The following is a 20654-nucleotide window of genomic DNA, read 5'->3' as shown; positions in this document are numbered from 1 at the left end:
CCCAAAAAAGGCAGAGCCCGCTCCGGTGTATGGCCGGGAAGCGGGCTCGCCTTGCTTATAAGGTCACTGGAAAATAAAGCTCAGTCAGGCGTTCGCCGGGGCCGCGCCCTGGCCGTTATCGTCGCCCTGATCCTCCCGGTTTTTGCGGGCCAGGAACATCACGGCCAGCTGCGCCGCGGCAAGAATCGCCATCAGAATGGTCCACTTGTCGGCAAAAGCCATGGGCAGCCGCATGTTCTCGGTCAGCAGAAACGCGGCCACGGAGGCCACGGCGGGCACCAGGCTCACCAGTCGCATCAGGCCGTGCCTTCTGCGCTGCTGCTGGGTTTCGCTCTCCAGCTCACGGCGCTTTTTGCCTGTTGCCCAGGTCATCAGCAGCAGTGCGCTGCCCAGCACGGTGAGCACGGCCAGAAGCAGGTTCAGCAGGGCCCATGCCCCGCCGGCGCCGGCGGCCAGGGGTACCTCGTCGTCCAAAATTTCTTCCTCAGCGGGCGCGGCGCTGGGCTCCGGCTCAGCTTCCGGCGTTTGGGCCAGCGGCACTTCCTCCTCCGGGATCTCCTCCTCCGGCGGCGCCACGGCTGCCGGGCCTGCGGGAGGTGCCAGGGGCGCCGGGATCACCGCCGCAGGGGGTGCCGGGGTCGCGCCCGGCTCGGTCGGCGTGCCGGGGACCGGGGGCGTGGTGGGCGCGGGGTTGATGGTCAAAACGCCCGGCCTCACCTCAAAGCGATAGTTTCCGGTGCGGTCCATCCCATCCACCGACACCTTGAAGCTCTTCGCAAGCTCCTCAGCATTGCTGGGGTAAATGTCATACCCTCCCACAGCTTCGCCCGCATCGCGGGTCAGGCCGTTCTGCAGCACCTCCAGCGTTTCACCCGGCACCAGGTCGTCCGAGCGGGCGGTAAAGGCCGGATCCGCCTCGCCCACCGTCTTGGACGCATCGCCCACAACGATCAGCGCCGGGCGCGGGTCGATGGTAAAAGCGCCGTTTTTCACAGTGATGCTGTAATTGGAGGTAACGTCCTCATTGTTCTTGTCCAGCACCCGGAACTGGCCCGGGGTGCCGCTGATGGCATAACCGCCGGTCCTTACATCCTCGCCGCTCTCGCGGGTCAGCGCTTCGCCCGGGGCAAGTGTCACGGTATGGCCGGGCACCAGCTTGTCGCGGTCATAGAACTGGCCGTTGTACACGGTCGCAACCTCGGCCGTATAAGCAAATTCTGCCGGGTCGCTTTCTCCATATCTTTTTTGCGCGTCGCTCAGCACGATCTCCAGCTCCCGGGCAACGATCTCCAGCGTGATGGAAACATTTTGATTTTTCGCCATCAGGCTGTAGTCCTGGCTCACCTGGCCGGTGGTCCGGTCGTACACCCGGAAGTCGCTGAGCTTATACTTGTATTCGGTCATCGGGCGCACACTCGTGGACTCCGGCAGTTCCTTGCCGTTCACCAGCGCCAGGCGGTCCTTTTCGGTGATCAGGCCGCGCTCGCTGTTGTTGTTGTTCAGGGTCGAGCTGATGATATAGCGCAGGTCGTCCTCTGTATCCCTGTCCAGGATGCGGGGCATCCCGTCGTAAATGTAATCCCGCACATGGGTGCCCATCAGCTGGATGGGCCGGGCTGTTACGGTCAGGGTGATATCGCCGCTTTGGGCCACCTTTTCGCCGCCCACCATGGCGGTGACCCGGATGGTGCAGCTGTCGCCCACATGGGTCACCTCGGGCTTGCCGGTCAGGGGCTCGTAGTTTCCCTTCACCTTTTTCTCGTACTTCCATTCCACCGCGCCCACCGGCTTGTCGCCGTAGCTCAGTGTGGGGTTAAAGGCGATGGGGTACCCGTTGTATACCTGTTTCAGCTTGCCGTTCCCGGGCAGGCCCTCAATATTGTACTCCGGCTTGCTCTCGCTCCACAGGGCGGTGAGCGTGTAGGTAACGGCGGTATCCCCGGTGCTCACCCACATCTCATCCACACTGGCGCTGGCGCCGGTGAATACCTGGCCGTTGCTGCTGCACTGCCAGCCCATAAAATTAAAGCCGTCCTTTTTGGGCGCCTCGGGGAAGGTGACCACGCTGTCGCCCTGGCCCAGGTTGCTGTGGTGGTGCAGGGTCGTCTGCTTTTCAACCCCGTTCACCATGAATTTCACGGTGATGTCCACCGGCTCGGCGGTGATCTCGAACTCACGGAAACGCCAGTCCGCGCCGTACTCGAACCAGTTGTATTCAAACATCATGCTGGCGCCCTGGGCAGCGGCGGCGGCGCCGGCGGCGCTGCCCGGATCCAGCACGTCATAAACGCCTGGGCCGTATTCGCCCAGCTCTCCCGCATTGGCTCCTCTGCGGTGCTCAAAGCTGCTGGTGCCGGTATAGCCCGCGGGCACGCTCACATAAAAGTGCGCGCCGTTTTTCTTGTAAGCGCGGTCATACGCATGCAGGGCTTCGCCCGGTGTGAGGGCCTGCAGCGCGCTGCTGCCGGTGCCGTTGGCGGCGTAATACACCGTCACATTGGAACTGGAATCCGCGCTCAGGCGGAAATCATAGCTGCTCTCGGTAACGGTGATGGGGTAATAGGTCACATACGTTTTTCCCCTGTTCACACCAAACCCCTCGCCGGTGTGGGTGATCACGGCGCTGCCCGGGTTCACTGCCACAAACGTGGCATACAGGCCGGTCTTCGCGCCGAAGCTCACCACCGTTTCGTCCGAGCTGGACCATTTGCCGGTCCAGTCGGCCACCACAAACCCGTCAAACCGGCCGCGGCCCACCGAATCCTCATAGTGTGTGAGGCCCAGTTCGTCCACCCAGATGTTCAGTTCCGTAAGGTTGGCGGTTTCTTCAATCACAGTCTTCTTCTGTGTCAGCATCTGCGGCTGCGCCAAAAGCAGTTCGTTTTCCGGCGCGGCCTCAGGGGCCGGCGTGCCCTCCGGCTCGGGGCTGGGCTCGGCGGTGGCCTCCGGCTCTTCGGTCGCCTGGGGCGCGGGGGTGCCCTCCGGCTCCTCCGTCGCCTTTGGTTCCTCGGTTGCTTTCGGTTCCTCCGTGGCCTTCGGCTCTTCAAAGCCTTCCGGCATGGCGGTGGCCTCCGGCGCAGCCGTGGTCTCGGGCGCGGCCGCGGCAGCCGGCGGAGTAAGGCCCGGGCCGTCCGTTGCGAAGGCCGCGGCGGGCAGGGTGCCCAGAAGCAGGGCGCAGGCCAGCGCGGCGCTCAGCGCACATTTCCAGGTGCGGTTCCGTTTCTTCATGATACTTTCTCCTTTGGCTTGTCGCTGTAGTCTTCGGCTTCCGTTTTACGTTCCATTGCCTACAGTATAAAAGCCTCCGGTCACAGCCCGGTCACAAACGCCCCAAAAGGAGAAAACTTTTTCACGGCCCCGGTTTGAATCCACAAAGCCGAAAGGCGAGCGGCTCCGCTCACCTTCCGGCTTCGGTCATTTTTTGTGTTCGGCCGCCCAGGCCAGCAGCGCGTTTTTCTCGTTGGGCAGCGCGCCCTCCAGCACCTGCTCCAGCAGCTCCTTTAAAGCGCGCCCCATTTCCGGCCCCGGGCGGTAAAGCCCCGCTTCCAGCAGCTCCTTTCCCTTCACCGCCAAATCGGCCGGCCCCAGGCACGCGCCCGCGGCAAGCTGCTCCTTCACCAGCTCTTCAAACCGCTCCAGCCCCTGCTGCCGGCAGCGTGCCCCCGCTCCCCCCGCAAGCGCCGCAAGCCGGGCCCGCTCTGCTTCCATCCGCCAAAGGGCGGTCGCAAGGCCCCAATGGGCCAAAAAGCGGCGCACGCCTGTTTCGTCTGTGGGCAGCGGCATGCAGCAGCACCGCACCAGCGCCGCCACCTGTGTGCCGAAGCTCCGCTTTACCTTCAGCCGGCGCAGCGCCTGTTCCGCCCCCGCCCCGGCGCGCTCCGCCCTGCTTTCGCCTTCCGGCGCCGGGCCCTGTTCTCCGGCGGCTTCCTCCTTCTTTCTGCCCAGGCCTCCCAGCAGCAGCGCCCAGCGCACCTGGGGCGCCGGGGCTGCCGCCCCTATCGTTTCGGCCACAAACTCCCAGGGGGTTCGGCCGGCAAGCGCGGGGCAGGGCGGGGCGCACAGCACACCTGCGATCTCGGGCAGGGCCACGGCCAGAATATCGCCGCCCCCGGCCAGCACCCGCCCCGCACCCGGCCCGGTGAGCAGCCGGTCCAGCTCGGCGGCCGCCCGTTCAGCGGCCACGAACCGCAGCGCGCCCTTTTGTGCCCGCGCCGCGGCCAGTGTGTCCGGTTCCATGGCAAAATCCAGCTCGGCGGCAAACCGCAGCGCCCGCAAAATGCGCAGCGCGTCTTCGGCAAAGCGGTCCTCGGGGTTTCCCACACAGCGCACCAGCTCCGCGCTCAGATCCCGCCTGCCGCCGAAAAGGTCGATTACCTCCCCTTCCGGGCCCAGGGCCATGGCATTGATGGTAAAGTCCCGCCGGGCAAGATCCTCGGCCAGGCTGGCCCCCAGCCTCACCGAGGCCGGGCGCCGGTGGTCCGTGTAGGGCCCGTCGGCCCGGAAGGTGGTCACCTCCACCGGCAGCCCCTCCGCGGCCAGGGTAAGCGTGCCGTGGGCGGCGCCGGTGTGCGCCGCTGCAAACCGTCCCAAAAACAGCCGCTCCACCTCCCCCGGCAGGGCCGAGGTGCACAGGTCCCAGTCGTGGGGGGCGGCGTTGCGCAGCATATCCCGCACACAGCCGCCCACGGCGTACGCCTGGTACCCGGCAGCCCGCAGGCTCCCCAATATCTCCCCGATCTGCCAGGGCAGCTCCACGCCGCACCCCCCTCTCCGTTTTCCGTTTTTACAGCGGCGCGGTTGTACCCGGCAGAGCACAGACGCCCGGCAAAACCGCCGGGCGTCTGCCCCCTGCTTCCCGCACCCGGCGGTTTCTTGCTCCCCATCCCATTTTTACAGCATGCGCCCGGCGCAGCCGCCGCTTTCTCACAGCCCGTATTCCCGCAGGCAGCGCGCAAAACCGTCCAGCGTATTCCCCAGCTCTATGTCAAAAGCGCGCAGCTTTGCCGTATCCATTGCCAGGTTTCGCGGTCGGGGATCCCGCACCGCGCAGACCGTGTTTTCCGGCAGGCCCAGCCGGGCGGCCATGGCCCGACCCGTTTCCAGGCTGTTCAGGGCATTTTCAGCCCCGGCGTTATACACCCCGCCGGGCAGCTGCAAAACTGCCTCAAACCGCTCTGTCAGGCCGCCCACCCAGCTCACACCCCGCCATTCCAGCGGGTTCAGCGCCAGCGGCCGGCCGCCCAGCGCCGCGCCATACAGCCTGCCCGGCAGCCCGGTGCTGTTTTTCAGCCCCTGCACGGGCAGGTCATACATCCAGCTGGCCCGCAGGCACACCGCCCCGGGGCAGGCGGCCAGCACCCGGCGTTCCGCCTCCAGCTTGTGGCGGCCGTACACGTTCACCGGCGCAAGGGGCGCGGTCTCGGGCAGCGGGCCCGCCAGCTCCGTGCCGTTATACACCTGGTCCGAGCTGAATACCACCAGCTTTGCGCCCACCCCAGCGCAGGCCACGGCCAGCGCCTCAGGCGCGCGCAGGTTCACCGCCTCGCTTTCCTGCGGGTGCGCCTCGCAGTAGCCCGTGTCCGCCAGGGCAGCCGCGTGCACCACAAAGGCGGGCCGCCCCGCCCGGAGATACCGCGCAATTCCCCCTGCGTCAAGCAGATCCAGCTCCGCCCTGCCGGGGGTCAGCAGTTCATACCTCCCGGCCAGCGCGCGGGCCAGCCGCCCGCCCACAAACCCTGTGGCACCGGTGATCAGCAGTTTTTCCATCCTTTTCCTCCCCGCGGCGCCGCGCTCACTCCCCGATCCCGATGTCCGCCACCAGCACCCGGCCGCATTGACCCGGCGCAAGCCGGTGGCAGGGCTTCGGCGCGTGGAACGCCACGGTCAGGTCGGCCTTCACCGCGCCCGCTGCCACGGCGCCGGTATCAGCCTCCACGCCGCTGGGCACATCCAGCGCCAGCTTGAACCCCCGGGCCGCGTTCATCAGCGCCGCCGCCCGCGCGCCCGCCGGGCGCAGCGCACCGTCAAAACCCGTCCCGTACAGCGCGTCCATCACCACATCCGCCGTGCGGATGAACTCCAGCTGTTCCGGGCCAAGCTCCTCCAGCCGCCACACTTCCACTCCCGCGCCCGCGCTCACCTTTTTGTTGGCGGCCGCGTCCGGGGTGGCGGGTTCGCCCTCGGCCAGCACCGCCTTTACCTCCACGCCCGCGTCCACCAGGTACCGGGCGGCCACAAACCCGTCGCCCCCGTTGTTCCCTTTTCCGCAAAACACCACCGCCCGCGCCACCGGGCCGGGCGCCTCGCCCAGCAGCCGCACGGCGGCCGCCGCGCCCGCGTTCTCCATCATTTCCAGGGTCGTCAGGCCGTTTTCCGCCGCCCGCTCCTCTATTTTGCGCATCTGCGCCGCCGTCACTTCCACGCGGTGCGCCTCCTTTTAATTTTATGGCTCCATTGTACCATAGTTCCGCTTTTTTTTACACCTCTCCCCGCCGGCAAACGTCCTCCTTTTTCGGGCCGTTCCCACCTGCGGCGGCAGGGCTTGGGGCTCCCGCCCGCAAAAAAGGCCGGGGCCCCGGCGCTTCGCCGCAGGCCCCGGCCGGGAATGGGCTGCCCCGCCTTATCTTCCAAACCAGCCGCCGAATTTCTCGCCGATGGCGTTAAAGCTCTGGGCCGCCTGCGCCATCTGTTCGGCCGCGCCCCCCACCTGCTGCATGGCCTCGTTCAGGCCCGTCACGTCCAGCTTTTCCACCTGTTCCTTCAGCTCCTGGATTCCCCGGTTCAGCTCCTCCACGTCCAGCTGCGCCGCCACCTGCGCAAACTGTTCGATCCCGCTTTCCAGCCCCCGCACCTGCCCGGCCAGGTAGCCGAACACCGCCACCAGCGCCAGCAGCACCAGGGTGCACACCCGCAGCGCCAGCAGCTGTTTTTTGCGCAGCCGGTTGCCCTGCTCGGTCTTTTCCAGCAGTTCCCTGAGCATCTCTTCCTGCATGAAAACGCCCTCCTTTTGTAAGCTTTTTAATCATTATAGCACAAAGCGCCCCGGCCCTGCACGGTGCAGGGCCGGGGCGCTTTGGTCAAGCCGCTTTTACCGCTCCTCGCGGAAATAGTTCACGCCCAGGTTCGCCGGGATGTGCGCGCCCTTGCTGCCCCGCATGCTGGTCACGATCAGCACCAGTGCGGTGATCAGGAAGGGCAGCATGTCATAAAAGGCGATGGGCAGGCTGATCACGTCCGAGGGCACGTAATATTTCAGCACCCGCAGCGCACCGAACACAAAGCTGCCCAGGATCGCCGCGTGGGGCTTCCATGCCGCAAAGATCACCAGCGCCACCGCGATCCAGCCCAGGCCGTTCACGCTGTTGGAGATCCACACCCCGCTGTTGATGATCATGGCGCAGTAGGCCCCGCCGATGCCGCAGATTCCACCCCCCAAAAGGATGTTGAAATACTTCCACCGGGTCACCGGAATGCTGGCCGCGTCGGCCGCGCCGGGGTTCTCGCCGATGGCCTGCACATTCAGCCCGGTCTTGGTGCGGTACAGGTAAAAACCCGCCAGCGCCGCCGCCAGGATCCCAATGTAAACAAAGGGGTTATAGCTGAACAGCAATTCGCCCACCACCGGCAGGTCGCTCAGCACCGGGATGTGAACGCTGCGCATGTTCGCGGTCACGTTCTCGGGCAGCTTCAGGGTGCCCGTTTCCGACCGGCCGATCATATACACGCCGATCAGGTTTGAAAGGCCGGTGCCGAAAATGGTCAGGGTCAGGCCCGCCACGTTCTGGTTGGCCAAAAAGGTAATGGTCAGCACCGCGTAGATCAGCGCCGCCAGCAGCCCGGCCAAAAACGCCGCCGCCAGGGCCGCGGCAAAGCTGTCGGTCACATAGCCCGCCATAAAGCCCGCGCAGGCGCCAATGGCCATCATGCCCTCCACGCCCAGGTTCAAATGCCCCACCTTTTCGGTCAGGATCTCGCCCACCGTGCCGAACAAAAGCGGCGTGCCCGCGCCTACCGCGGCCACCAGGAACTTGATGAACATATCCATTTACTTCGCGCCCCCCTTCGCCGTTTTGCCCCGGGCCACAAAGCCGTAGCGCACAAAGAACTCGCTGGCCAGGATGAAGAACAGGATGATCCCCTGCAATACGTCCGCGCTGTCGGCCGAAAGGCCGAATTCGCTCTGCACCACGCCCGAGCCCTTTTCCAGCACGCTGAACAAAAACGATACCACCAGGATCATGCCCGGGTTCAGCTGGCACAGCCAGGCCACAATGATGGCCGTAAAGCCCACGCCGCCCGCCACGCCCATGGAAAGGGTCATGTCGCTGCCGGCCACCTGGCATACGCCCGCCAGGCCCGCCACCGCGCCGGAAAGGAACATGGTGCGCAGCACCACCCGCTTCACGTGGATGCCCGCGTAGCGCGCGGTGTCCTGGCTCTCGCCCACCACGCTGATCTCGTAGCCCTGCTTGGTGCGTTTCAGGTAGACCCACACCAGCGCCACCAGCACCAGCATCAGGATCCACCCAAAGTGCACCCCGAACACCTTGTCCAGCGAGGCGTTTTTGTCGAACCGGGCGATCTTGTTAAAGCCGTTTGCCGCCTCGTCCCGCCAGGGCCCCGCCTGCAGATACGACACCAGATACAGCGCGATATAGTTCAGCATCAGGGTGAACAGGGTTTCGTTTGTGTTCCAGCGGCTTTTGAACACCGCCGGCAAAAGCCCCCACAGCCCGCCGCCCACGGCGCCCGCCAGGAACATGGCCGCCAGCAGCGCCCAGTGGTTCCAGCCGGTGCAGAACAGGGCAAAAAAGCTGGCGAACACGCCGCCCATAATCAGCTGCCCCTCGCCGCCGATGTTCCAAAACCGCATCTTGAAGGCCAGGGTCACGCCCAGCGCGCAGATGCACAGCGGCACGGTGTATTTTACGGTGGCCTGAATGGCCATTTTGCTGCGGAACGCGCCCTTTAAAATGGTGGCGTACACCGCCAGCGGGTTCTGCCCCAGCGCCAGAATGAACAGCCCGCCGGCCACCAGGCTCAGCAGCACGGCCACCAGCCGGAAGCCGGCCATCTGCCGGCCGCTGCGCTCGGCGTGCTTCACCGTGCGCAGCAGGGGTTCCCTGTGGGTCTTTGCTTGCTCGCTCACCGGTCCGCCGCCTCCTTTTTCTTTTCCTCTTCGCTCATTTCGCCGGTCATCATCAGGCCCAGCTGCTCCTTGGTCACGGTGCGCGCGTCCACAAGGCCGGTCACCCGGCCGTGGCACAGCACCAGAATGCGGTCGCACAGCTCCAGCAGCACGTCCAGGTCCTCGCCGATGAACATCACCGCCACGCCCTTTTGCTTTTGCCGGTTCAGCAGCTCGTAGATCACGTAGCTGGAATTGATGTCCAGCCCGCGCACCGGGTAGGCGGTGATCAAAAGGTTCGGCTCCGATTCGATCTCCCGCCCCAGCAGCACCTTCTGCACATTGCCGCCGCTCATCATGCGCACCGGCATCTCAATGCTGGGCGTCACGATCGACAGCTTGTCCACCAGCTTTTTGGCCAGCTCCCTGGCGGGGGCCCGGTCCACAAAGGGTCCCTTGCCGTGCCGGTAGCTTTTCAGCAGCATGTTGTCGGTCATGCCCATGCTGGCCACAAGGCCCATGCCCAGCCGGTCCTCGGGCACAAAGCTCATGGAAATCCCCAGGTCGATGATCTCCTCCGGGCTCTTGCCCAGAATGTTTTCTTTTTGATACAGCACCGCGCCCTTTTCGGCGCTCAGCAGGCCCGCAATGGTTTCACACAGCTCTTTTTGGCCGCTGCCGGCCACCCCTGCCACGCCCAGGATCTCGCCCGCGTGGATGTGAAAGCTCACGTCGTCCAGCCCCTTGGAGCCGTCGGGCTTGGCCACGGTCAGATCCACCACCTTCAGGATGGTGTGCACGTTTTCCGGCTCCGGCCGCCCGATTTCCAGGTTCACCGCGTGGCCCACCATCAGCTCGGTCAGCTTGGCCGCGTCCACCCCCCGGGTGGCCACGGTGCCCACGCTTTTGCCTTTGCGCAGGATCGTCACCCGGTCGCTGATGGCCAGCACCTCGTTCAGCTTGTGGGTGATGATAATAATCGCGCAGCCCTTGGCGCGCATGCGGTTCAAAATATTGAACAGCTTGTTGGTCTCCTGCGGGGTGAGCACGGCGGTGGGCTCGTCCAGAATCAGGATTTTTGCGCCCCGGTACAGCACCTTCAATATCTCCACCGTCTGCTTTTCCGAAACGCTCATCCCGTACACCGGCTTTTCCGGATCGATCTCCAGGCCGTAGCTGCCGCACAGCTCCTCCACCTGTTTTTTCAGCGCCCTGCGCGCGGGCATTTTGCCGGGCGTGCCCAGCACGATGTTTTCCATGGCGGTGAACATTTCCACCAGCTTGAAGTGCTGGTGGATCATGCCGATGCCAAGGCTGCCCGCGTCCATGGGGGAATTGATGGACGCCGGCTCCCCGTTCACAAGGATCTCGCCCGCGTCGGGGTGGTAAATGCCGGACAGCATGTTCATCAGCGTGGTCTTGCCGCTGCCGTTCTCGCCCAGCAGTGCCAATACCTCGCCGTACTGTACTTCCAGCTCGATGGCGTCGTTGGCCACCACGCTGCCAAAGCGCTTTGTAATGCCGCTGCAGCGGATGGCGCACTTGCTTTCGGCCATTGGGGTTCCTCCTATTCTGGGGTGGGCGGGGGGCCCCGCCGTTTTCTGCTTGCTTCTATTCTGGCACACCCGCCCATGCCCACGCTGCGGGGCCGGGGCCGGAATGCCCAAAAAAGGGCGGCCGGACCGGCCGCCCTTTCGGGTCATCGCATTTTGAAAGGGCAGTGCTTACAGCACGGAAACGGTCTTGTAGTACCAGTCGCAGCTGCCGTAGTCGGCGCCCTCCAGGGTGTGCATCTCGCCCTTGTTGTCCTCGATCTCGGTCTTGCCGTCGAACACGTCCCACTCGCCGGCAACGATCTTGGCCTTCACCTCGTCAATGGCGGCCACAGTGCCCTCGGCGCACAGCCCCTCGTTGATGGTGCCCAGGGTAATCAGGCCGTCGGCCATGTCGCCAAAGTAGTCCTCCACCTTTTCGCCGGCCTTCCAGGTGCCGTCGATCACGTTCTGCACAGCCTTGGTGTAGTAAACGCTCCAGTCCCACATCACGCTGGTCAGGGTGGCGCCCGGGGCGTCCTTGGTCATGTCGCTGTTGTAGCCCACGCCCCACACGCCGTGCTCCTCGGCGGCGGTCTGGGGGTTCGGGGTGTCGCAGTGCTGGCCGATCACGTCGCAGCCGTTCGCGATCAGGGCCTCGGCGGCCTGCTTTTCGCCCTCCGGGTCAAACCAGCTGTTGGTCACGCTCACGAACACCTTCGCGTCGGGGTTCACGCTGGCAACACCCATGGCGAACGCGTTCACGCCGCTGGTCACCTCGCCGTTCTCCTGGCCCATGGCGGCCACAAAGCCGATCTTGTTCGACTCGGTCTTCATGCCGGCGGCAATGCCCGCCAGGTAACGGGCCTGGTAGATGCGGCCGAAGTAATGGTTCATGTTGGTGCCGTTGGACTTGTAGCCCGTGCCGTGGCTGAAGATCACCTCGGGGTACTCGGCGGCCAGGGCCTCGCAGGTGTCCATGTAGCCCCAGGAGGTGGCAAAGATGATGTTGCAGCCTTCCTCGATGCACTCGGTGATGGCGGTCTCAATGGCGGCCGCGTCGGTGTCGTCCACCTTCACCTTTCGCACGATCTGGCTGTCGGCAAGGCCCAGGTTCGCCTGCATGCCCACAATGCCCTGATCGTGGGTGTAGGTGTAGCCGCTGCCCTCGGCGGGGTCGCTCAGGTGGATCACGCCCACCTTAATCTGGTCGGCCGGAATGCCGCCGGCGGCGGGCTGGCTGTCACCCGCCGGGGTGCTGGCAGGCGTGCTGCCGGTGGAGGCCGGCGTGCTGGAACCCGTGCCGCCGCAGGCCGCAAAGCTCACGGCCATGGCAAAGACCAGCAGGATGCTCAAAAGCTTTTTCATGTTTTAAAATCCCCCTGTGTGTTGTTTCGTCCTGTAAAAAAGAATAGAGGGTAAGCCTTTGAATGCACTTACCCTTTTTCCGAACAACTCTATTGTAGCCCCGCATATTCATAAATTCAACACATTTTGGCAAGTTCGGCACTTGTGCCAAGCGGCCGCGATTTGGCACAAAAGTTTTTGGCGTTCGGCACAAAACAGCGCTGCCCGCAAACCCAGTGAGCGCGCGGGTTTGCGGGCTGTTTCGCGGGTGCAAAAGTCATACTTTTGCACCCCGCTCTGCAACATTTATGCAAACGATCACAGGCGGGCAGCCAAAAGGGAGGGCGCCTTCGCGGCGCCCTCCCTTTTGCTCGTTGGTTCCAATTCCTGCGGGCCTTATCCCGCCTCGCCCGGTGTGGCCGGCGCCTCGGGCAGCGCCTGTGGCGCGTCGAACCAGCGCCGCGCGCCCCTCACATACAGCCCAAAGCACACGCCCGCCGCCAGCAGCACCGCCTCCATGATCCACATGCCCAGCCAGAGGTTCAGCATCACCGCCAGGAAGTTGAACAGGGTGTGCGCCAAAAGCGCCGCAAAGTAGTACAGCGGCTTGCCCCGCTTGACCGCGTGGAACACAAGGCAGGTGGCGAACAGGTGGTACAAAACGGCGCTCACCCGCTCCACAACGGCCAGCCCCACCATCGCCGGCGTTGTGGCCGCAAGCTGCGCGGCCACCGCCTGCAAAACGGCGGGGTCCGCCCCCGAAAGGAACGCCGTTGCCGCCGCGCCCTGCGGGTCGGCCAGGGCGGCGCACAGGATCAGGTTGTTCACCTGCGACATGCCGGCGATCAGGATCACCTCGCACAGGCCGTGCCCCAGCCCGAAGCTCAGCATGGTCTTATAGGTCAGTTTCTTTTTCAAAATGGCCGCGCCCGCCAGGCGCGCCGTCTCCTCAAACAGGCCGGCGGTAAAGCCGCCGATCACCAGCGCGTATACCGCCGTGTGGGTGGCAAAGCTCTGGAACCAGCCCTGGCCGCCCAGCGCCTGCAAAAGCGGCACGCGCAGCACGATCTGGCTCACAAAAAAGCTTGCAAAGCCCAAAAACAGCGGCCCCGCGCTGATCTTTTTCATCACGCCCAGCGCGATCAGCAGGATCACCGGCAGCGCCAGGGTGCAAAAGGCCGCAGCCCAAAAGGCCGCCGTCAGCCCGCCTGAAATTACAATCGGGTCCATATTCGTTCCTCCCTGCCGCCCTCACGGCGGCGCCCGCCGCGGCGTTACCCCACAAATTTTACCGCGGTACCGTAAGCGATGCACTCGGCCGCGCCCTGCATCACGCTGGAAGATGCAAAGCGCAGGCACACGATCGCGTCCGCCCCCAAGGCCTCGGCCTCCTTCACCATGCGCCCCACGGCGATCTGCCGCGCTTCGCTCAGCATTTCGGTGTAAGCCACCACCTCGCCGCCTACCAGGGTCTTCATGGCGCTCATAAAGTCCTTGCCGAAGTTTTTGCTCTGCACCACGTTGCCCTTCACCATGCCCAGCGCCTCGTAAGGGCGGCCGGGCAGGCTTTCAGTAGTTACGATAAGCATCGATCTCTCCCCCTCGGATCTCCTTGATTCTCTGCCACAGCGCCAGCAGCGCGCCGCCCACAAAGACCAGCGGCGCCGCAAGCATGATAATGCTGATGCCCAGCGGCGGCGGCTCGGTGAGCACCGCCCAGCCCAGAATTCCTTCCAGCAGCAGCATCAGGGCCACAAAGGCCGTCGCCGCCAGCCACGCGCCGTGGTATTTCTTTTTCTTGTCCTGGTTTTTGATGTCCGTAAAGCGCACCCCCTTTTCTTCCAGGGCCTGCATTTTTTCCAGCCGCTCGGCGGCGTCCAGGGTTCCCAGCAGGCCCGGCTGTTCGGTGAGCTCCTCGCACAGGGTGCGGGCGGTATCCAGGTTTTTGCGCCGGTGCTCCAGCGTCACCAGGTGCCGCCGCATGCCGTCGGCCAGCGTCAGCTTGCCCTCCAGCATGGTGCGGATCTCGTCCATCGGCACGTCCAGCTTGCGCAGCAGCTTGATGCGCTGCAGCCGCTCCACATCCTCGTCGGAATAGTTGCGGTAGCCGTTGCCCGCCTCCCGCCGGGGGGCCAGCAGGCCCTCCTTTTCATAAAAGCGGATGTTCTTCTGGGTCATGCCCACCAGGGTCTCCACCTGCTTGATCTGCACGGGGTCTCACCTCTTTATGCACTCAATGTAAACCCTCCACCAGGGGGAAGGTCAAGGCCTTTTTGCGCGCTTTTGCAAATTTTCTTTTTGCCCTGCTCTTTTCAGAAATAGCTGCGGATCTGGAACTTATCCACTTCTTCCACCTTTTCCTCGATCAGGTTCTTGTGGGCAAAGTCCCAGTGCACCGGGATGGCCTTGTTGCGGGTCAGCCGCAGCAGCTCCTCCACCCGCTTTTTCTCCTCCGCGCCGTACAAAAGGTAGGCTACGCCCTCCTTTTTGGCCCGGCCGGTGCGGCCGATGCGGTGGGTGTAGTACTCGTTCGAGCCGGGCACCTCGTAGTTTACCACCACGTCCACGTCCTCCACGTCAATGCCGCGGGCCGCCACGTCGGTGGCCACCAGCACCGCGATCTTGCCCTCGCGGAAGCGGCCCATGATCTTGTTGCGCTCCACCTGCGAAAGGTCGCCGTGCAAACAGTCCGCCACAAAGTTCAGCCGCACCAGCTGGTTTGTGAGCGTGGCGGTGGTGAATTTTGTATTGCAGAACACAATGGCCCGCTTGTAGCCCCCGGTGATGAGCAGCTGCGCCAGGTCGGCCAGCTTGTTGCGGCCGGTGGTGCACAGCATGTACTGGGTGATCCGGGGCTGGCTGTCCAGCACCGGCTGCACCGAGATCTCGGCCGCGTTTTTCTGATACAGCCAGCCGATATCCATCACCTCGCGGCTGATGGTGGCGCTGAACATCGAAAGGCTCTTGCGGGCCTTCATCGCGTCAATGATCTTGCGCACGTCCTTGTAAAAGCCCATGTCCAGCATTTCGTCCGCCTCGTCCAGCACGATGTTCTCCACCGCCCGCACGTCGATGGTGCGGTGCTGCATGTGGTCCATCAGGCGGCCCGGGGTGGCCACCACGATCTGGCAGCCCCGCTTGAGCTGGTCGATCTGCTTTTGCATGTTGGCGCCGCCGTACACGCAGGCAATGCGCACCTCGGGCAAAAAGTGGCACAGGTCCTCCAGGTCCTCGGCGATCTGCTGCGCCAATTCCCGGGTGGGTGCCAGGATCACCGCCTGGGGCGTCTTGCGGCTGCGGTCCATCCGCTCAATGATGGGGATGCCGAAGGCGCAGGTCTTGCCGGTGCCGGTGGGTGCCTTGGCAATCACGTCCTGCCCCGCCAGCATCACCGGAATGGCCTTTTCCTGCACCTCGGTCATGTCGGTAAAGCCCATGCGCTCCACCGCCTGCAAAATTTCCGGGCTCACGCCCCTCAGGTCCTGATACAGCATATTTTTTCTCCATTCCCCGCCCGCCCCAGCCTGCCGCCGGGCCGCGGGCACGTTTTTATTCCATAAGTTTTTTTATTATACCACATAGCGGCGGGAAAAGGAACGGTCCACCCCTGTAAATCCATCCAAAAAAGGCGGGGCGTGGGAACAAACTCCCCGCGCTCCGCCTTTTTTCACTTTGTCGCGCTTTGGCTTTACCCTTTCCCCGGCCGCTCGGGCAGCTTGTAGCCCTCCAGCGCCCGGTTCAGGTAATCGTTGAAGGGGCGCATGCGCAAAAACGCGTCCGCCGCCTGCCGCAAAAACGCGTCCCGGTCGGCCACGGCCTCGTCCGGCAGGTGGTATTCCAGCGCCCAGCTCTTGTACTTTAAGTATTCGCTCTGGGGCAGCGCCGGGTCAAACCCCTGGGGCACCTTTTTCAGCTTTTCACCCACCAGCTCAAAGTTCTTTTTAAAAAACGGCTCCTGCACGATCTGCAAAAACTCCGCCCCGTTTTCCGCCAGCTCCTCCCGGATGCGGGCCGTGGCCCCCGGGAACATCGCGGCGTAAAGCCCGCCGCCCAAAAACACGTTTCCCGGTTCCAGGTGCAAGTAATACCCCACCGGGATCGGCATGCGCCCCGCCGGGCCGATGTGCGCCCGGAACGCGGCCTTGTAGGGCGATTTGTCGCTGCTGAAGCGGGTGTCCCGGTTCAGCCGGAAGATCAGGTCCCTGGCCTTCAGGCCCGCCACGCCCGCGTCGTGCAGCGCCAGCTCGCCCGCCAGCGCCTGCACCAGCGCCTCAAACCCGGCCGCCGCGGCCTGCTGCTCCTTTTTGTGTTCGTGCATCCAGTCAAGGCTGTTGTTGGCCTGCAGCTGTGCCAGAAAGCCCATCATCGTATCCTGTTTCATTCCGCTTCCTCCCGTTTCATCGCTGCCACCCGGGCGTAGGGGTCCGAGCGCAGAAACTCCTGCAAAAACGCCCGCGCCGCCGGGGTGGCCCGGTAGGGGGGCAGCGCCGCAAACACCTGCGACGCCTGGTCGATCTCCTCCATGGCGCTCACGCACTCGCGCAGCACCCCGCCGCTCTTTTCCAGCCCCGAAAAGCAAAGCCGCCGCGGGTCCACCCGGTGGGTGGCCACCGCGTAGTCCACCCGGCGCGCGCAGGCGCACCGCCCCCCCGCAAGGCCGCAGTATTCCCCAAGAAATGCCGCCATGCGCTTTCGCAGCCGCGAAAGGCGCTGCCGGTATGCCTCGGGGGTCATCTCCAGCATCTCGGCCGCCACCCGGCTGTCCACCTTGAACATGGTGCCTAAAATAAAAATGCACCGGTCCTGCGGCTCAAAGCATTGCAGCATCACGTTCGAGCACGAGAGCTTCAGCTCCTCTTCCAGCAGCGCCCGGTCCACCCCGCCCGAAAGGTCGGGCATGTCCTGTTCGCGGCCGCTGGCAATGTCCTCGCCGTATTCCTCAAAGCTCAGGGGGTGCTGGGCAAACAGGTGCTTGCGGTAGCCCTGCAGGTGGTTCGCCGCCACCCGGAACACCCAGGTGGTAAAGGCGCTCTGCCCCTTAAAGGTGGCAAGGCGGGTCATCACCTTCACCAGGATCTCCTGGGTGGCGTCCTCCGCGTCGGGCACGGTGCCCAGCATGCGCAGCGCCAGGTTGAACACCAGGTCCTGCACGCTGCCCAGCAGCTCCTCCAGCGCGGCCTTGTCGCCTTTTACGGCCCGCTCCACCAGCGCGGGAACGAGTTCAGTTTTTTCTTGTTCCATTGTGCTTTCACCTCCATAAAATTAGACCGCGCGCCGCGGCGTTTGTGACACGCTTTTTCGCAAAGGGCCGTAAAAATTTTTGGCCGCGCTTTCCGCCCCGCAGGGTGCCCGCTTTGCGGCGCTGGCCGGCCGAAAAGCCAAAAAGGCAGCGGCAAGCGCCCCGCGCTCCCCCGCTGCCTTTTTATACCCCAAACAAAGCCCGGCCCGCAGCGCCCTTCGCCCGGGTTTTATTTGTTCTCGGCCTTTTCCTTCATCTTGCGGCTGCCCAGGTGCACCAGCGGCAGCCTGCCCTCTTTGCAGATCGGGCACTCCTCGGGCAGGTAGTTGGGCAGGTCCAGCCTTGCGGCGCTGGCCACGATCTCAATGGGGCTCGGCGCCTCGGGCTTGGTGCGGTCCACCACGCAGGCAATGCCCACGCACACGCCGCCGTTTTCCTCAATGATCTTTTTGGTCTCCAGGCTGGAAACGCCGGTGGTCACCACGTCCTCCGCAATCACGCACCGCTCGCCCGGCTTGATCTCAAAGCCGCGGCGCAGGGCCATCTCGTTGTCCACCCGCTCGGTAAAAATGGCCCGCTTGCCCAGCTGGCGGCCCAGCTCATAGGCGTACACAATGCCGCCCATGGCCGGGCCCACCACCACGTCCACGCCGAGCCCGCGCAGCTTGTCCGCCACCGGGGCCATCACCAGGGCCGCCTTGTCCGGGTACTGCTGCAATTTCGCCATCTGGCAGTAAGCGCCCGAGTGCCGCCCGCTGGAAAGCAGAAAGTGTCCCTCCAAAAAGGCCCCGCACTCCTTCAAGATCTCGATCGCGTCGCTCATCATTTTTCTCCTTTTTGTAATATATAGTGTAATTTATACTTCATTAGCCCCTGGCGCAGCCCCGGATCTCCTCCAGGCTCTGCACCCCGTGGGCCTCCATCCATCCGGCGATCTCGCGGCTCACCCGCTCGCAGCTGCGGGGGTCCATAAAGTTTGCCGTGCCCACCTGCACCGCCGCCGCGCCCGCCATAATGAATTCCAGCGCGTCCGCGCCGGTGGCAATGCCCCCCAGCCCAATCACCGGCACGTCCACCGCGCCGCAGGCCTGCCACACCATGCGCAGGGCAATGGGCTTTACCGCCGGGCCCGAAAGCCCCGCGAACACATTGTTGAACACCGGCCTGCGCCGCTCCAGGTCAATGGCACAGGCCTGGAAGGTGTTCACCAGGCTCAGCGCGTCCGCGCCCGCCTCCACGCACGCCGCCGCCATTTGGCCAATATCCTCGGCCTGGGGGCTCAGCTTTACCACCAGGGGCTTTTTGCACGCCGCCCGCACCCGGCCCACCACCTCTTTGGCGCTGGCGGCCCTGATGCCGTAGGCGATCCCCCCCTCCTTCACGTTGGGGCAGCTGATGTTCAGCTCGATAAAATCCACCGCTGTGGCGTCCAGCAGGGCCGCGCCCTGCTCGTAGTCCTCCACGCTGCCGCCGCCCAGGTTTGCAAACACCGCGGTGCCCAGGGTCAGCATGCGGGGCAGTTCCTGAGCGATAAAATGCGCAACGCCGGGGTTTTGCAGCCCGATGCTGTTCATCAGGCCCGCGGGCGTTTCCAGCAGCCGCTCGCCCTCGTTGCCGTATTTCGGGGCCAGGGTCAGCCCCTTGCTGCACACCCCGCCCAGCGTTTTCAGGTCCAGGATGTCAGCATATTCCTCGCCGTAGCCGAACGTGCCCGAGGCCGCAATCACCGGCCCCGCCAGCTCCCGGCCCAAAAAGTTCACCTTCAACGAAACGCTCATTCGCAGAACACCTCCTCGGCGTTGAACACCGGCCCGTCCTTGCACACGCTCCTGCCGCCCCCTGTGGTGTGGCAGGTGCAGCCAAGGCAGGCCCCCACGCCGCAGGCCATCTTCTTTTCCAGGCTCACAAGGCAGGCCGTGCCCTTTTCCCGGCACAGGGCCGCCGTGGCCCGCATCATGGGCTCGGGCCCGCAGCACAGCGTCATGTCGTACTCCTCGGGCCGCAGCAGCTCGGTCACCAGGCCGTGAAAGCCCGCGCGCCCGCTGTCGGTGGCCACGAACACCCGGCCGCACAGCGGCAAAAAGCGCTCCATGCCGTAGGGCTCGTCCCGGAAGCCGCAGTAAAGGTCGGCCTTTACGCCCCGGGCGGCCAGCGCCTTGGCCAGCTCGTACAGGGGCGCCGTGCCGATGCCCCCGCCCACCAGGGCCACCCGCCCCCGGATGTGCTCCACCGGGAAGCCGTTGCCCGAGGGGCCGGTCAAACTCAGGCTGTCGCCCGGCCGCAGCGCCGCCAGCATCCGGGTGCCCGGGCCCTTTATCTCATACAGGAATTGCACCGTGCCGGTCAGCGGGTCGTAGCTGTGCAGGCTGATGGGCCGGCTCAAAAGCGGCGCCGCGTCGATGGGCCAGCACCGCAGCATAAAAAACTGTCCCGCCCGGGGGGCCTTGTCCCGCCGGGGCCAGCTGGTGGTCATCAGGCGGATGTGTTCCGCCAGGGCCTCGTGGGCCAGCACCTTTACCTCACAGGCTGTTGCAGGCATTGCGGATGGCCTCCTTCATGTTCACGCACTCGTTGTACGCCGCCTCGGCAAACGGGGTGCCGGGCTGCTTTTTCCAGGCCAGCAGCACGCTGCGGCTGGAGTTCACCACCCCGCCGTTGCCCCCCTTGTCCAGGTAGCGGGCAATGTCGGCCGCGGTGCCGCCCTGCGCGCCGTATCCCGGGATCAAAAAGAAGCTGTCGGCGTAGCGGGCGCGGATCTCGGCCGCCTCCTCAATGTGGGTGCCGCCGATCACCAGCCCCAGGCTGGAATAGCCCCGCTCGCCCGGGCACTCAAGGCCCAGCTCGTGCAGCTTGTCGCCCACCAGGTCGTACACGTGGCGGCCGTCGGCCAGCGCTTCATATTCAAAGTCCTTTGCGCCGGGGTTCGAGGTGCGCACCAAAACGAACAGCCCCTTGCCCTGCTGCTGCACATAGGGCAGGTACGGCCGGATGGAATCCAGCCCCATGTAGGGGGCCAGGGTGATGTAGTCCACCTCAAAATCGCCCGCAAAATGCGCCTTGGCATACATCTCGGCGGTCTTGGCAATGTCGCCCCGCTTCACATCCGCGATCACCGGCATGCCCGCCGCCTTCACATAGTCCAGCGTCTGCTTGTAGGCGCGCAGGCCGTCCAGCCCCAGGCTCTCGTAATAGGCGATCTGCACCTTAAAGCAGCCCGCCGCGGCCTTGGTGGCGTCCACGATGGCCCTGTTGAACCGCACAATGTTTTCGCCCGCGGTCAGCGCCGTGTCCGCAAAGCCCTCCGGCAGGTAGGAAAGGTCGGTGTCCAGGCCCACGCACACCGGGCCGCGGGCCGCCACCGCGTCGTACAGCTTGTCCATGTTGGTCATCTTTCGTTTCTCCTTTTCGT

Annotated in this window: 19 protein-coding genes; all 19 read right to left on the bottom strand. The window is 64.6% G+C overall.

The window, feature by feature from the left end:
* Nucleotides 1–84: 84 nt before the first annotated feature.
* Complete coding sequence (locus ACMLHZ_RS06680) at nt 85–3228, bottom strand: MBG domain-containing protein (protein ID WP_418666992.1); 3144 nt, start codon at nt 3226–3228, stop codon at nt 85–87.
* A gap of 186 nt (nt 3229–3414) precedes the next feature.
* Entirely contained in the window at nt 3415–4755 is a 1341-nt protein-coding gene (locus tag ACMLHZ_RS06675; RefSeq protein WP_418666991.1) for a tRNA nucleotidyltransferase, read from the bottom strand.
* A 168-nt stretch (nt 4756–4923) separates the two neighbouring features.
* Nucleotides 4924–5766 (bottom strand): SDR family oxidoreductase, encoded by an 843-nt coding sequence (locus ACMLHZ_RS06670; protein WP_418666990.1) that lies wholly within the window; start codon nt 5764–5766, stop codon nt 4924–4926.
* 25 nt (nt 5767–5791) lie between these two features.
* Entirely contained in the window at nt 5792–6421 is a 630-nt protein-coding gene (locus ACMLHZ_RS06665; RefSeq protein WP_418666989.1) for an NAD(P)H-hydrate epimerase, read from the bottom strand.
* Between the two features lie 198 nt (nt 6422–6619).
* Entirely contained in the window at nt 6620–6991 is a 372-nt protein-coding gene (locus tag ACMLHZ_RS06660) for a hypothetical protein (protein ID WP_418666988.1), read from the bottom strand.
* A gap of 96 nt (nt 6992–7087) precedes the next feature.
* Entirely contained in the window at nt 7088–8044 is a 957-nt protein-coding gene (locus tag ACMLHZ_RS06655; protein ID WP_418666987.1) for an ABC transporter permease, read from the bottom strand.
* Nucleotides 8045–9148, bottom strand: coding sequence for an ABC transporter permease (locus ACMLHZ_RS06650; RefSeq protein WP_418666986.1), 1104 nt, complete (start codon nt 9146–9148; stop codon nt 8045–8047).
* Nucleotides 9145–10683, bottom strand: a complete 1539-nt coding sequence (locus ACMLHZ_RS06645; protein WP_418666985.1) for an ABC transporter ATP-binding protein — start codon at nt 10681–10683, stop codon at nt 9145–9147. The genes ACMLHZ_RS06650 and ACMLHZ_RS06645 overlap by 4 nt, the downstream gene beginning before the upstream one ends.
* A gap of 168 nt (nt 10684–10851) precedes the next feature.
* Nucleotides 10852–12027: a BMP family ABC transporter substrate-binding protein gene (locus ACMLHZ_RS06640; RefSeq protein WP_418666984.1), complete on the bottom strand. Its 1176-nt coding sequence runs from the start codon at nt 12025–12027 to the stop codon at nt 10852–10854.
* A 375-nt stretch (nt 12028–12402) separates the two neighbouring features.
* Nucleotides 12403–13236, bottom strand: coding sequence for a YhfC family glutamic-type intramembrane protease (locus ACMLHZ_RS06635; protein WP_418666983.1), 834 nt, complete (start codon nt 13234–13236; stop codon nt 12403–12405).
* 44 nt (nt 13237–13280) lie between these two features.
* Nucleotides 13281–13595: a heavy metal-binding domain-containing protein gene (locus ACMLHZ_RS06630; protein WP_418666982.1), complete on the bottom strand. Its 315-nt coding sequence runs from the start codon at nt 13593–13595 to the stop codon at nt 13281–13283.
* The gene (locus ACMLHZ_RS06625) at nt 13576–14217 is read right to left on the bottom strand and encodes a MerR family transcriptional regulator (protein WP_418666981.1); all 642 of its coding nucleotides are present in this window, start codon (nt 14215–14217) and stop codon (nt 13576–13578) included. The genes ACMLHZ_RS06630 and ACMLHZ_RS06625 overlap by 20 nt, the downstream gene beginning before the upstream one ends.
* 101 nt (nt 14218–14318) lie before the next feature.
* Nucleotides 14319–15500 carry a DEAD/DEAH box helicase gene (locus tag ACMLHZ_RS06620; RefSeq protein WP_418666980.1) on the bottom strand — a complete coding sequence of 394 codons (1182 nt, stop codon included), beginning with the start codon at nt 15498–15500 and terminating at the stop codon, nt 14319–14321.
* A 194-nt stretch (nt 15501–15694) separates the two neighbouring features.
* Nucleotides 15695–16387, bottom strand: coding sequence for a DUF2461 domain-containing protein (locus ACMLHZ_RS06615; RefSeq protein ID WP_418666979.1), 693 nt, complete (start codon nt 16385–16387; stop codon nt 15695–15697).
* Complete coding sequence (locus ACMLHZ_RS06610) at nt 16384–17247, bottom strand: RNA polymerase sigma factor (RefSeq protein WP_418666978.1); 864 nt, start codon at nt 17245–17247, stop codon at nt 16384–16386. Before ACMLHZ_RS06610 ends, ACMLHZ_RS06615 begins: the two co-directional genes overlap by 4 nt.
* A 227-nt stretch (nt 17248–17474) precedes the next feature.
* A complete protein-coding gene (pyrE, locus tag ACMLHZ_RS06605; RefSeq protein WP_418666977.1) occupies nt 17475–18068 on the bottom strand; it encodes an orotate phosphoribosyltransferase in 594 nt (197 codons plus the stop codon).
* A gap of 43 nt (nt 18069–18111) precedes the next feature.
* The gene (locus tag ACMLHZ_RS06600) at nt 18112–19023 is read right to left on the bottom strand and encodes a dihydroorotate dehydrogenase (protein WP_418666976.1); all 912 of its coding nucleotides are present in this window, start codon (nt 19021–19023) and stop codon (nt 18112–18114) included.
* Nucleotides 19020–19784 (bottom strand): dihydroorotate dehydrogenase electron transfer subunit, encoded by a 765-nt coding sequence (locus tag ACMLHZ_RS06595; RefSeq protein WP_418666975.1) that lies wholly within the window; start codon nt 19782–19784, stop codon nt 19020–19022. The genes ACMLHZ_RS06600 and ACMLHZ_RS06595 overlap by 4 nt, the downstream gene beginning before the upstream one ends.
* Nucleotides 19765–20634 carry an orotidine-5'-phosphate decarboxylase gene (gene pyrF, locus ACMLHZ_RS06590; RefSeq protein WP_418666974.1) on the bottom strand — a complete coding sequence of 290 codons (870 nt, stop codon included), beginning with the start codon at nt 20632–20634 and terminating at the stop codon, nt 19765–19767. Before pyrF ends, ACMLHZ_RS06595 begins: the two co-directional genes overlap by 20 nt.
* Between the last annotated feature and the right edge of the window lie 20 nt (nt 20635–20654).

Origin of the sequence: Allofournierella sp. (genome assembly GCF_048388525.1) — a bacterium.
Lineage (GTDB): Bacteria > Bacillota > Clostridia > Oscillospirales > Ruminococcaceae > BQOK01.
Note: the sequence above shows the minus strand (reverse complement) of the source record. Positions and strands in the feature narration are given on the sequence as shown.